8 protein-coding genes and 5 pseudogenes are annotated in these 12,574 nt (G+C 67.0%); 1 reads left to right on the top strand and 12 read right to left on the bottom strand.

The features are described 5' to 3' along the window. Positions 1-16: 16 nt before the first annotated feature. Both ACUDAL_RS04090 and ACUDAL_RS04085 read right to left on the bottom strand, forming a co-directional pair. A pseudogene (locus tag ACUDAL_RS04090) lies at positions 17-573 on the bottom strand (P-type ATPase); the annotation flags it as partial. 344 nt (positions 574-917) lie between these two features. Continuing rightward, a complete protein-coding gene (locus ACUDAL_RS04085) occupies positions 918-1,169 on the bottom strand; it encodes a cation transporter (protein WP_444677236.1) in 252 nt (83 codons plus the stop codon). A 117-nt stretch (positions 1,170-1,286) separates the two neighbouring features. Here ACUDAL_RS04085 and ACUDAL_RS04080 point away from each other — a divergent pair. Then, positions 1,287-2,366: pseudogene (locus ACUDAL_RS04080) on the top strand (PA0069 family radical SAM protein). A 4-nt stretch (positions 2,367-2,370) separates the two neighbouring features. Here ACUDAL_RS04080 and ACUDAL_RS04075 read toward each other — a convergent pair. The 10 genes and pseudogenes from ACUDAL_RS04075 to ACUDAL_RS04030 form a co-directional block, all read right to left on the bottom strand. Next, on the bottom strand, positions 2,371-3,366 hold the full coding sequence (locus ACUDAL_RS04075) for a zinc-dependent alcohol dehydrogenase family protein (RefSeq protein WP_444677235.1): 996 nt from the start codon (positions 3,364-3,366) through the stop codon (positions 2,371-2,373). A gap of 75 nt (positions 3,367-3,441) precedes the next feature. After that, entirely contained in the window at positions 3,442-4,239 is a 798-nt protein-coding gene (locus ACUDAL_RS04070) for a DUF2797 domain-containing protein (RefSeq protein WP_444679304.1), read from the bottom strand. A 46-nt stretch (positions 4,240-4,285) separates the two neighbouring features. Next, the gene (locus ACUDAL_RS04065; protein WP_444677234.1) at positions 4,286-4,570 is read right to left on the bottom strand and encodes a YeaC family protein; all 285 of its coding nucleotides are present in this window, start codon (positions 4,568-4,570) and stop codon (positions 4,286-4,288) included. Between the two features lie 28 nt (positions 4,571-4,598). Continuing rightward, positions 4,599-5,443 (bottom strand): annotated as a pseudogene (locus tag ACUDAL_RS04060) (rhomboid family intramembrane serine protease). Positions 5,444-5,753: 310 nt separating this feature from the next. Continuing rightward, entirely contained in the window at positions 5,754-6,740 is a 987-nt protein-coding gene (locus tag ACUDAL_RS04055; RefSeq protein WP_444679303.1) for a metallophosphoesterase, read from the bottom strand. Positions 6,741-6,759: 19 nt separating this feature from the next. Next, positions 6,760-7,655, bottom strand: a pseudogene (locus ACUDAL_RS04050) (NAD(+) kinase). A gap of 64 nt (positions 7,656-7,719) precedes the next feature. Further along, positions 7,720-8,589 carry an EamA family transporter gene (locus ACUDAL_RS04045; protein ID WP_444677233.1) on the bottom strand — a complete coding sequence of 290 codons (870 nt, stop codon included), beginning with the start codon at positions 8,587-8,589 and terminating at the stop codon, positions 7,720-7,722. A 76-nt stretch (positions 8,590-8,665) separates the two neighbouring features. Continuing rightward, positions 8,666-10,328, bottom strand: a pseudogene (locus ACUDAL_RS04040) (FAD-dependent oxidoreductase). Positions 10,329-10,469: 141 nt separating this feature from the next. Continuing rightward, positions 10,470-12,206, bottom strand: a complete 1,737-nt coding sequence (locus ACUDAL_RS04035) for an ABC transporter substrate-binding protein (protein WP_444677232.1) — start codon at positions 12,204-12,206, stop codon at positions 10,470-10,472. Between the two features lie 80 nt (positions 12,207-12,286). Then, positions 12,287-12,559, bottom strand: a complete 273-nt coding sequence (locus ACUDAL_RS04030) for a DUF2160 domain-containing protein (protein WP_444677231.1) — start codon at positions 12,557-12,559, stop codon at positions 12,287-12,289. Between the last annotated feature and the right edge of the window lie 15 nt (positions 12,560-12,574).

Below are 12,574 nucleotides of genomic sequence, written 5' to 3'. Positions count from 1 at the left end.
GGCCCACGGCGCAGGGGCAGGCCACTACCAGCACCGACAGCGCCCTCACCCAGGCCTCCTCGGTCGGCACGCCGGCCAGCCAGGTCGCCACCAGGGTGAGCAACGCCAGCACCACCGCCAGGGGCTGAGCCAGCCGGCGAAGCGATCCGCCAGCCGCTGCAGCTCGCCCTTGCGCGCCTGCTGCCACCACATCTGCTCGCGCAGCCGGTCCAGACGACACTCGCCGGCGGGCGCGGTGACCTCGAATACCAGCGCCGCACCGAGGTTACGGCAGCCGGCCGCCACGGCATCGCCCGGCAGGCAGCGCCGCGGCGCGCTTTCGCCGGTCAGCGGTGAGAGGTCGAGCAGCGCTTCGCCATCGCGGAGGACGCCATCCAGCGGCAGGGTCTCGCCGGGCTCGACGCGCAGCCGATCCCCCACCGCCACCGCTTCCAGCGCACAGGAGTGCCAGGCATCCGCCACCCAGCGCTGTACCTGCGCCGGCGGCCGATGCAACGCCTGGAGCGCACGCAGCCCGCGGTGGCGGCACAGGGTTTCCACCAGCCGACCGACCAGCAGCAGGGTGACCAACATCACCGCGGTATCGAAATAGACCTCCGGCGAGCCCAGCATCAGCAGCCACAGCGATACGCCCACCGCCGTCAGCGCGCCCAGCGCCACCAGCGCATCCATGCCGGGTCGCCATGCTCGGGTCGTGCGCCAGCCGGCACGGTAGAACGGCAGTGCCACGTAAGTGACGACCGGCAGGGCGAATGCGCCCGAAACCCAGGCCATGATCACGTCCAGCTCGGCACTGGGCATGGCACCGGCATAGATCAGCAGCGAGGCGAGCATGGTCCACATGCCGAAGGCCACGGCCATGAGCAGCCGCAGGGTGAGATAGCGGCTCTCGGCATCGAGCCGCGCTTCGGCATCGCCTATCGCTTCGGGGGACCGAGGCGGTAGCCGAGCCGGCTCACGGCGGCGGCCAGCCGCGCCTCCTCGAGCGCCGGCGGCTGCCCCTGCACCAGCAGGGTGGCACTGGGGTAGTGCACGCTGGCGGCGCTGACGCCGGGCATGCGGGCCAGCTGAGCCTCGACGGCCAGGGCGCAACTGGTGCACCACAGCCCCTGAACCGAGTAGAGCGCCTCGCCCTGGCGCTCGGATTGACTATCGGAGATGGCATCCATACGGCAAAGCGTAAAGGAAACCCCGGGCAAATGCCCGCCAGGTGAAGCCGTTGACGATTGGCACCTGGCTAATGCCCCACTATACTGTATATGAATACAGTTAAATGAAGGCTCGCCATGCCCCACTTCGACATCAAGCAAACGCGCAAGGGTCGCGGCGCCACCTACAATCCCAGCAACCGATTCGCCCCCACCCACAGCGAAACGGAGGACGACGGCTGGTGGCAGGAGGAGATGCCGACGCGCCTGGCCACGGTGGTCAGCGAGGAGCGGGCGCGCAGCGCGCTGGCGTGGAACGACTCCCGGATCTGGCCTTCGACCGCTCCCTCAACCCCTACCGCGGCTGCGAACACGGCTGCATCTACTGCTATGCGCGACCGAGCCACGCCTACTGGGACATGTCGCCGGGCATCGACTTCGAGACCCGGCTGATTGCCCGCAGCGGCCTGGTGGATCGCCTGCGCGAGGAGTTCTGCAAGCGCAGCTACGTGTGTCGCCCCATCGCCTTCTCCGGCAACACCGACTGCTATCAGCCGCTGGAGGCGGAGCGCGGCACCAGCCGCGAGATACTGGGCTTCCTGCTCGAGTGTCGCCACCCGGTGTCGATCATCACCAAGAGCGCACTGATCCTGCGCGATCTGGACCTGCTGGGGGAGCTGGCCCGCCGGCGGCTGGTGCGGGTGTCGATCAGCCTGATCAGCCTCGACACCGAGCTCAAGCGCAGCCTGGAGCCCCGGGCCGCCTCCCCGCCGCGCGCCTGCGCACCGTGCAGCGGCTGCACGAGGCCGGCATCCCGGTGGGGGTGATGGTGGCGCCGGTGATACCGGGCCTGACCGACCATGAGCTGGACCGCCTGCTGGCAGCGGCACGGGACGCCGGCGCGCAGTGGGCCGGCTGGACGCTGTTGCGCCTGCCACGGGAGGTGGCGCCGCTGTTCGAGGATTGGCTGGAGGCCCACTACCCCGAGCGGGCACGCAAGGTGATGAGTCTGGTGCGGCAGAGTCGCGGCGGTGCCGACTACGACAGCCGCTTCGGCAAGCGCATGCGCGGCGAGGAGTGTTCGCCGAGCTGATCGCCCAGCGCTTCGACAAGATCTGCCGACGGCTGGGCCTCAACGACCCGGCCACCAGCGAATCGCGACAGCTCGACGTCACCGCGTTCCGCCCGCCCCGAGCGCAGGGCGACCTGTTCGAGTGACGGCTCAAGGCACGATGACGGCAGCTCCCGTCAGCCGGCCCTCGCGCAGGTCGCTCAGCGCCTGGTTGGCCCGGTCCAGCGGGTAGGCGTGCGTCTCGGTGCGAATCGGCACCGTGGGGGCCAGGGCCAGGAACTCCTCGCCGTCCTGCCGGGTGAGGTTGGCCACCGACTTGACGCTGCGCTCCTGCCACAGCAGGCGATAGGGGAAGGCAGGAATGTCGGACATGTGGATACCGCCGGAAACCACCGTACCGCCCGGACGCACCTGCGCCAGGGCCAGGGGCACCAGCTCCCCCACCGGGGCGAACAGCAGTGCGGCATCGAGGGGCTCCGGCGGCGTCTGGTCGGCGTCGCCGGCCCACACGGCGCCGAGCCGCCGGGCGAAGGCCCGGGCCGCGTCGTCGCCCGGCCGGGTGAAGGCATAGACTCGCTGCCCACGCGCCACGGCGAGCTGCACGAGGATATGCGCCGCGGCGCCGAAGCCGTAGATGCCGAGGCGCCGGTTCTGCTCGCCTCCGGCCAGGCGCCAGGTGCGATAGCCGATCAACCCCGCGCATAGCAGCGGTGCTGCGGCCTGGGCGTCCTCGGCGATCAAGGGGAAACAGTAGCGGGCATCGGCCACGCCGTACTCGGCGTAGCCGCCATCGAGGGTATAGCCGGTGAAGCGCGCGTGGGAGCAGAGATTCTCGCGACCGGCCAGGCAGGCCTCGCACTCGCCGCAGGTCCACCCCAGCCAGGGCACGCCGATGCGCATGCCCACCCCCAGGTGCTGCACGTCCGCACCCACCGCGGTAACCTCACCGACGATCTCGTGACCGGGAACCAAGGGCAGGACGGGCGAAGGCAGCTCGCCGTCCACCACATGCAGGTCGGTGCGGCACACGCCACAGGCCAGCACGCGATACTGCACCTGCCCTGCAGCGGGCGTCGGCCTGGGCACGCTTTCGAGCCGCAGCGGCTGACCGGGGGCATGCAGGCGCATGGCGCGCATCGTGCTCATGACGGCTCCCTCGCAACGACGTCTCTTCGGGGAGCATAGCGCAGCCTCTCGGCTGCGCTCAGTTCCGTGCCCAGGTCAGCTCACCGCCACCTCGTAGCCGGTGAACTTGCGCAGGTTGATCACGCCGCTGTCGAGGATCAGATACTGCCCCTTGAGCCCCACCAGGGTGCCGGCCACCTCGGGCTGCTTGTCGAAGTTGTGCGAGACGATCTTGCGCGGATGCTCCAGCACCGGGTAGTCGAAAGTGACCGGCGGCTCGTCGAGCAGGCGAATGGCATCGGCACCGAAGCGCTGGCGTAGCTGGCCAAGCCCGCTCTCCAGACGCGCCAGCAGGCGGTCGCGCTCGGTCACGAGATCCAGCGGCTCGACCTCGCCCTTGAGCATGGCGCGCCAGTTGGTGCGGTCGGCCACCTCCTCCTTGAACAACACCTCGACCAGACCCGACTGCTGACGCGTCTCGACCGTCAGGATCGGCAGCGCCTGGATCGCGCCCTGATCGAGCCAGCGCGTGGGCACCTGGGTACCGCGGGTGATGCCTACCTTGAGGCCGGACGAATTCGCCAGGTAGATGACGTGGGGCTGGAAACAGTGGCGTTCGGCCCACTCCGGCTCACGGCAGGTGCCGGCGTCGAAGTGGCAGGTCTCGGGCTTGACGATGCAGGTATCGCACTGGGCCAGCTTCTTGAAGCAGGGGTAACAATAGCCTTGGGCGAAGCTCTTCCTGGTCGCCCGGCCGCAGTGGGTACAGGCGATCGCGCCGGTCCACTGCAGCCGCAGCGGCTGGCCGAGCCGCGCATTCAGGTCGAGGCGATGCTCGCCGGCACGCAGCGTGTAGCGCACCGCGCCGCCCTGCTCGCCCGGCGCGACGGCCATCTTGCTCAGGCAGCCCTGCACAACGGAGGCGGCCTCGATCAGCCCCTCAGTCACGCGAGGCGTCCCGAGCCAGGCCGGCGAGCTCCGGCGGCACGTCGGTGCCGCTGCTGGCGCTGCCGCAGGTGCGCTGCTGAAGATAGCCCACGCGCAGCTCCTCGGGCACGTGGTTCTCGTGCTCGTAGCGAATCACCGCCTCGAGGCACAGCTCGGTCTGCTCCGCGGTCAGCAGCCGCCCGTCGGGCCATTTGCGCAGCGCCACCGCCTGCTTGAGGCTCTCGTAGATGGCAGGCGTCATCTGGCGGATCATGCGCTCGAAGGTCATATCGCTCATTGGGAACTCTCTCGGGAAACTCTCTCGATCAAAGGCGGCGTGCACGACCCGAATAATACCACCCCATCGCCAGGCCCACGACCAGCCCCCCAGGTGCGCCTCGTTGGCCACGTTGCCGAAGCCCACCGCCGCAGCCATGTCGGTCATGGTGAACACCATCCAGCCGAGCATGAACACCACCAGCATCTGCGGCACGAAGAAGCCGCTGTGCGGCGCGCGGCGCGACATCAGCCAGACATAGCCGAGCAGCGCGAAATCGACTCCCGACATGCCGCCGAACAGCACGGTGCCGGTGGCGTACTGGGCCAGGTTGGCGCCGATGCCGGAGATGAGCACCAGCGCCAGCATGCGCCCGCTGCCCTGCAGGGCTTCCACCTGGCGGCCGAAGTACCACAGCCACAGCATGTTGAAAATCAGGTGCATCCAGCCGAAATGCAGGAAGGCCGGCGACAGCAGCCGCCACACCTGCCCCGAGGCCAGCGCGTCGGCCAGGCTGCCGAAGGCCAGGCTGCCGTTGACCACGCCAATGGGAACGATGGTGAGCATGGCGACCACGATGTCGCCCAGCACGGCCATCAGGGCAAAGACCAGCAGGCTCAGTGCCAGCACTGTGGCGGTGACGGGGGCCTGGCGAAAGGGAACCGCCAGCGAGGCCCCGCCCTGGCCCTGGCGCCGCTGGCGCGGCATGACCGGCTCGCCGCGCTCCCAGCGCGACAGCAGCTGCATCAGGGCGTCATGCTGCTCCAGGTTGGCCAGCCACAGTACTTGCCCCTCCTCATCTTCGGTGAAGCGATGGCCGATTCGGTGGGCCCACAGGGCACGTCGCAGCTCGCGCGTGTCGGTGTCATGGGGAAACAGCATCACACGGTACATGGCATCGTTCCGGTTCGGTTCTTTCGAATATGATGCTTGGCTGACGTCCGCATCTCAACGTTGGCGTGGCGAAGGACCGAGTGGCGCAGCCCCGGCGGGAATTCAGGCAGCGGTCCGAAATGGAGCTGGCACGGCGCCGCAAGAGGGCGTTGCCCGTCGTAAAAGAAAAATCCGGCGGAAGGGGGCCGCCGGATAAGAGCAAGGGATCATTCAAGGGAACACCTACTCAGATAAGCAATGCGCAGCGAAGTTCAGGACGCTTGAAAAATAATTTGTAATGTTTTGTATAAACAGCAGACGCGCCATCTCTTCAGTCAAAGTCGATCTCCCAGGGCCTGGGGCGCGCCTCTTCTTCCTGAGGCACGCGCACCCACACGAAATGGTTGGCGTCGAGGCGCCGCTCGCCGCTCCAGCGGTAGGCGACCAGGCGGCCGAACTTCACCGCGCTGTAGTCCAGGCAGGCGATGTTGGCGGTGGGCAGCGCCGGTATGCCCTCGCACCAGTAGTGGCCGATGAAGAGCGGCCGTTGGCCGAGGTCGTAATGACTCAGTCGCGCTCGCTCCGCATCGGTGAGCATGCGATCTTCCAGGCGGCCCGGCAGGTTGTCGGGCTGGAAGATCACGTCGCCCCAGGTGCGCGGCTCCCTGGCCCAGAAGTGGGTGCGGAAGCTGCGCCGGGTGAAGCCGTCGCCGGAGTGGATCTCGATGCCTTCCGGCAGCGTCAGGTGAGAGCCGCGAGTCAGCCGATCCATGATCTGGAACGGCTGCGTGCCCGGCACCATCGAGGCCTCGAGGAAGGCTTCGTCGATGCGCCCGTCGGGATATTGCCGGCGTAGCGCCTCGATCAGCGCCTGGTCCCAGCAGGCGTGCACCACCCGCAGTTCGGGCAGTTCCAGGAACAGCGGAATCTCGAAGAACCATGCCAACGTCTCCTCCCATTCGGCGGGATGGTCGCGGTACTGGTCGAGGGTTTCCTTGATGATACGGTTGTGGCGCGGCGTATGGTCGCGCAGCCATTCCCGCCCCAGGTGAGCCGGCGCCCGGTGGCAATAGGCCAGGGCGTTGTACTCGTGGTTGCCCATCACAATATGGGCTTCGCCCTCCTCCACCATGCGCCGCACGATGGAGACGGCCAGCCGGATGCGCGGCCCGCGGTCGATCAGGTCGCCGAGGAAGATGGCGCGTCTTCTGGGGTGGCGGTAGACCCCGCCACGCTGGTGATAGCCGAGTTTTTCCAGTAGTGCGGCCAACGTGGCGCCGCAGCCGTGCACATCGCCGATGAGGTCATAGCCTTCGATAGGTGCCTCTCCTCTCACATCAATCCCCCAGGCGGTTGCTCCAGCCCAGCTTGCTGCGCAGGACTTCGTAAAAATTGTGGCCCAGCGGATGCACCAGCTGGACACGCTGTGGCTTGCGCTTCACGACCAGCACGTCATCGGGCTTGGCCACGGCACGCGTCTGACCATCGCAGCTGATATGAGGGTAGGTCTGGTTGGTCTCGCCGATATGCACATGGATCTCGCTAGCGGCATCGATGACGATGGGCCGGCTCGACAGGGTGTGGGGAACATGGGCACCAGCTCGATCACGTCGAGCTTGGGGTGCATGATGGAGCCGCCGCCGGAGAGCGAATAGGCGGTGGAGCCGGTGGGCGTGGCCATGATCAGGCCGTCGCTGCGCTGGCTGTAGACGAACTGCCCGTCGATGAAGAGTTCGAATTCGATCATGCGCACTGCCTTGCCCGGGTGCAGCACCACTTCGTTGAGGGCATCACCACTGCCCACCAGGGTGCCGTCACGGTACAGCTCGGCATCGAGCAGGAAGCGCTCCTCGACCTCGTAGCGCCCCGCCAGCACCTCGCCCACGCGCTCCTCGAGCTCGTCAGGCGAGATGTCCGTGAGAAAGCCCAGGCGGCCGCGGTTGACCCCGAGCACCAGGGTGCCGCTGTGGCACAGCGTGCGTGCCGCCCCCAGCAGGCTGCCGTCGCCGCCCACCACGATCACCAGGTCGCAGAGCTCGCCGAGCGTGCGCCGGCTCGCCTCGGGGTGCCCGTGGTCGAGCAGCACGGTGGCGGTGCGATCCTCGATGATGACGTGATAGCCCTGGGCCTCGAGAAAACGCATCAGGCGCTTGAGCGTGTCGACCACCTTGGCACTGCCCAGGCGGCCGATCAGTCCGATGTTCTTGAACGCAGCGTTGTTCGGGGAATGCATGCCCTGGCCTCACGGATCGTGGCCGATCATTATGGGGGCTGCATGCAGGGTGGGCAAACTTGGCTCAGGCCGTGGCAGCCACCCGGCGGCGCAGCCACCACTCGTCGAGCAGCAGCGAAGCAACGATGATCGCCCCGCCCAGCGCCAGCCGGGGCAGGTCGGCGTCGCGGTTCCAGATCACCAGGTTGACCACCAGCCCCGCCGGAATCAGGGCGTTGTTCATGATGGCCAGCGCACCGGCATCAACGCGGGTCGCGCCGAGGTTCCACAGGTAGTAGCCCAGGCCCGAAGCCACCAGACCGAGCCAGGCGAGCACGCCCCACTGCACACCGGTAGTGGGCAGGGCCGCGGCATTGCCGAGCAGCGCGAAGGCCGGCAGCGCCACGGCCATGGCACCCAGGTAGAACCAAGCGAAGACGCTGTAGCGCGGCAGCGAGTCAGGCAGCGTGACGGACAGCCGCCGATAGCCCACCTGGCCCAGGGCGAAGCAGAGGTTGGCGCCCTGCACCACCAGGAAGCCGAGCCAGAACTCGCCGGCGATGCCCTCGTAGCGGATCACCGCCGCGCCCAGCACCGCCAGGGCAGCCGTGACCAGGTAGATCGGGGTGAAGCGCTTGAACAGGGCATCGTCCAGCAGCGCCACGTAGAACGGCGTGAAGATGGTGAACAGCAGTACCTCCGGCACTGTCAGCAGCAGGAACGACTGGTAGAAGAAGATGTACATGATGCCAAGCTGCACCGCCCCCAGCGCCATCAGCGCCAGGCGCTGGCGACCGCGCAGCAGCGCCGGGCGCAGGAACGGCAGGAAGACCAGCGTGGCCAGCGCCACCCGCACCAGCACGGCGAAGTAGCTGTCGACCTGCCCCGCCAGGTAGACGCCGATCAGCGAGAACGAGAAGGCCCACAGCGCCGTGACCCCGATCAAATACCCCATGGTCAACACCTGAAATCTGAAAAGTTGACGGCATTATACTGCCCCCCTGCTGCGGCAATCGTTCTCGAGCGCAGGCTCAGACCTGGCGCGCACCCAACGACACTGGCCCCGCCGTGCCGGCCTCGCGATGAGACTCGCCGCTGGCTGCGAAATACTCCTCCAGGCGCAGGTCCGCCTGGTCACCGAAGAGGATATCGCAGGCCTCGCGCAGCCCCGGTGACTGCCGAATGCTTTTTCAGGTACCACCAGGGCGATCTTGGAGCGTCGCCGCAGGAAATCCTCGAGGCGGGTGACCATTTCACGATGCCGCGCCTGCTCCAGCTCGACGCGCAGGTATTCGGTGCCTTCAATAAGCACCTCGGCCTGGCGCACGTCTTGGCGTATCACCTCCAGCATCTCCAGCGCCTGGGTGCCGTAGCGCCGCCACAGACGCTGGCTGAGCGGCTCGGCGGCCTGGGCCGAGGTCAGCGCATCGAGGTTCATCAGCCGCGCCTGCTGCATGAACGCCTCGCGCACGGCGGCAGCGGGCTCGCCGTACCAGCGCTGCGTCGGGAAAGGAATGGCAATGCCCAGCCCCTTCACGACCTCCACCACCTCCTCGCCGACATTGAGGCAGTCAGTGAGCTTGCCACCGAAGATGCTCAGATGACGGCGGTCGGCATCCAGGTCGATGGCATGCTTGCGCGACAGGTTGAGGAAGTCGCGTTCCTCGCCCTGGGCGGCCTTCACCGCCAGCGGCCTGACACCGCAGCGCGTGCTGATGATGTCGGATTCACCGAGCGGCTTGGCCAGGGCCAGGCGCTTGTTGATGTTGTCGAGCACGAAGCGGATATCGTCGGCGGTGGTTTCCACGTCCGGCTGCTCCACCCGCGTGTCGGTCGTGCCGATGCAGGTTCGCTGGCCCATTGGAATGACGAAGAAGGGCCGCCCGTCGTCGGCGAAGAAGGCCAGCACGCGCTTGCTGTCGGTCAGGCGCGGCACGATGAGATGGATACCCTTGGAGAATACATGCTGGTGCTGGGTGTGCTGCCCGGCACGCTGATTCAGGGCATCGACCCAGGGGCCGGCGGCATTGATCAGCACCCGCGAGCGAATCTCGAAGGTGGCATCGGTCATGCGGTCGCGCACCTGGGTGACCCACAGGTCGCCCTCGCGCCGTGCATCAAGGTATTCCACGTAGTTGGCGGCAACGCCGCCGTAATCCAGCGCACCGCGCACGAAGTTGAAGACGAAGCGGGCATCGTTGTCGTACAGGTAGGCATCGGAGTACTCGAAGCCGCCCAGGGCCGATGCGACGTCGATGACCGGCTCGCGCGCCTTGATGGCAGAAGGCTTGAGGAAATGCGGCCGCCGGGTGAAGGCGTTGCCCATCAGCCAGTAGAGCCAGGCCCCGCCCAGGGCACCAGGGGATGGTGGCGAAAGCCGCGATTGATCGTGGTCAGGAAGCGGATCTCCCGGACCGTGGAGGGGTAGCTGCGAATCAGGTGGTTGCGGCTTTGGCATAGCTTGCGCACCAGCGCGAAATCGCCGCTCTCCATGTACTTGATACCGCCCCACACCAGGTTCGATGAGTGCATGCTGGTACTGCCGGCAAAGTCGCCGCGGTCGATCAGGGCCACGCTCACGCCCTTGCCGCTGAGCGCCGCGGCCGACGACGCGCCGTTGATGCCCCCGCCCACCACCAGCACATCGAAGCTCTGGCCTTGCAGCTTGCGCAGGTTAGCGTCTCGTAATTGCATATCTTGCCCTTCCTAAAATGCAAAGCGCCCCGCTCGGTGCGACCGAGCGGGGCCAGGGTCCCGTTCGGGCAACCGGTCACACTTGCCTTGTTCCCGGCCAGGCCGGGCGTGCGGCGGCGACTGGGTCGCCGCCGACGCGGTTCAGCGTGTGCCGGCCGCCATCCAGGCCTCCATCAGCTCGTCGTAGGGCACGGTGGTTCCCTGCGGCATCTCGTCGTCGAGCTTGGCCTTGGGAGAGCCCGGCTGCGACAGCCAGTATTCAGGGTCACGCTCTTCGTTGAGCACCGGCGGGTAGGACTCGAACACGTTGGCCCGCGCCAGGCGCGCCATGATGTTGTCGAGCGCACCGGCCAGGCTATCGAGGGCCTGCTGGGGGCTAACCTCACCGCTGACGGCCGGCGCCAGGTTCTGCCACCACAGCGGCGCCATACGCGGATAGTCGGGCACGTTGGTGCCGGTCGGGGTCCACATGGACTCGTTGGGGCTGCGATAGAACTCCACCAGGCCGCCGAGCCTGGGCGCCATCTCGGTCATCTGGTCGGAGAAGATGTCGGATTCCCGAATCGGCGTGAGGCCGGCCATCAGCTTCTCCAGCGACACGGTCTTGGCGGTAGTGAACTGGGCGAACAGCCAGGCAGCAGTGCGACGCTCTTCGGGGGTGGAGTTGAAGAAGGTCCACGAACCCACGTCCTGGTAGCCGACCTTCATGCCCTCTTCCCAGTACGGGCCGGTGGGCGACGGCGCCATCCGCCACTTGGGGTTGCCCTGGTCGTCGGTGACCGCCACGCTGGGGTCGACCATGTCGGCGGTGAAGGCGGTGTACCAGAAGATCTGCTGGGCGATGTTGCCCTGTGCCGGCACCGGCCCGGCCTCGCCGAAGGTCATGCCCTGGGCCTCGGGCGGCGCGTACTTGTCCAGCCATTCGACCATCTTGGTCACGGCGAACACCGAAGCCGGCGAGTTGGTGGCGCCGCCGCGGCTGACGCTGGCACCGACCGGGCGGCTCTCTTCGTCGACGCGGATGCCCCAGTCGTCCACCGGGTTGCCGAACGGGATGCCGGGGCTGCCCATGCCGGCCATGGAGAGCCAGGAGTCGTGGAAGCGCCAGCCCAGCGACGGGTCGCGGCGGCCATAGTCCATGTGGCCATAGACGCGAACGCCGTCGATTTCACCCACATGCTCGGTGAAGAACTCGGCGATGTCCTCGTAGGCAGTCCAGTTGGTCGGCACGCCCAGGTCGTAGCCGTAGATCTCGCGGAACTGCTCCTGCAGGTCCTCGCGCTGGAACCAGTCGTAGCGGAACCAGTAGAGATTGGCGAACTGCTGGGTCGGCAGCTGGTAGATGCTGCCATCCGGCCCGGTGGTGTACTGCAGGCCGATGAAGTCATCGAGATCCAGCGTCGGCAGCGTGTAGTCCGCCCACTCGTTCTCCATCGCCTGCGACAGGTTGATGGTGGCACCATAGCGGATGTGGGTGCCGATGGCGTCCGAGTCGTTGACGTAGCCATCGTAGATGTTGCGCCCGGTCTGCATCTGGGTCTGCATGTTGTCCACCACATCACCCTCGCCGATGATGTTGTGGGTGACCCGGATGCCGGTGAGCTCCTCGAAGGCGGGCGCCAGCACGTCGCGTTCCCATACGTGGGTGGTCAGCCCCTCGGCCACGGTGTTGATCTGCATGCCGCGAAACGGTTCGGCGGCCTGCGCAAACCACAGCAGCTCCTCAATCTGCTCCTCGCGGGAGAGGGTGGAGTTCTGGAAGTGCGTGTCGACCAGGCGTTCGGCGATGGCCCGGGCATTCTCGTTGGCGTGCAGCCCGGCAGATGCCAGCAGCAAGCTGCCCGCCAATGCCGTCAGTTGGAGCGTCTTGTTATTCATATTGACCTCGTTTTGATTGTCGGCGTCTTCCCTGACGCGGTTGTTTCCCTTACCACTACTTGGTTCAGCCCCAGCCCGGTTCAGCCCCAGCGCATCAGCACCAGCAACCAGAGGACGGAAGCCCCCAGGGCAAACCAAATCGAGATTTCGGTGAAGCCGACCACGGCCAGGTGGATATAGGCCGCGGAAAGCAGACCGATGAAGAGCCGGTCGCCGCGGGTGGTGGCGATCGGCAGGAAGCCGCGCCGTTCCACCGTGGGTGACGCCAGTTCCCAGGCCGTCATGCCGAGCAGGATCGCGGCGATGACGGAGAAGAAGATTGCCGTGGGCAGAGTCCAGACCATCCATTCCATCGCGGTATCCTCCCC

It is taken from the genome of Halomonas sp. E19 (assembly GCF_052439355.1).
GTDB lineage: Bacteria > Pseudomonadota > Gammaproteobacteria > Pseudomonadales > Halomonadaceae > Halomonas.
Note: the sequence above shows the minus strand (reverse complement) of the source record. Positions and strands in the feature narration are given on the sequence as shown.

Coding starts and splice junctions, on each gene's coding strand:
- ACUDAL_RS04065 (WP_444677234.1), bottom strand. CDS start 4,570: ATGAGCGATATGACCTTCGAGCGCATGATCCGCCAGATGACGCCTGCC.
- ACUDAL_RS04045 (WP_444677233.1), bottom strand. CDS start 8,589: ATGGGGTATTTGATCGGGGTCACGGCGCTGTGGGCCTTCTCGTTCTCG.
- ACUDAL_RS04030 (WP_444677231.1), bottom strand. CDS start 12,559: ATGGAATGGATGGTCTGGACTCTGCCCACGGCAATCTTCTTCTCCGTC.
- ACUDAL_RS04075 (WP_444677235.1), bottom strand. CDS start 3,366: ATGAGCACGATGCGCGCCATGCGCCTGCATGCCCCCGGTCAGCCGCTG.
- ACUDAL_RS04085 (WP_444677236.1), bottom strand. CDS start 1,169: ATGGATGCCATCTCCGATAGTCAATCCGAGCGCCAGGGCGAGGCGCTC.
- ACUDAL_RS04035 (WP_444677232.1), bottom strand. CDS start 12,206: ATGAATAACAAGACGCTCCAACTGACGGCATTGGCGGGCAGCTTGCTG.
- ACUDAL_RS04070 (WP_444679304.1), bottom strand. CDS start 4,239: ATGGCCGTCGCGCCGGGCGAGCAGGGCGGCGCGGTGCGCTACACGCTG.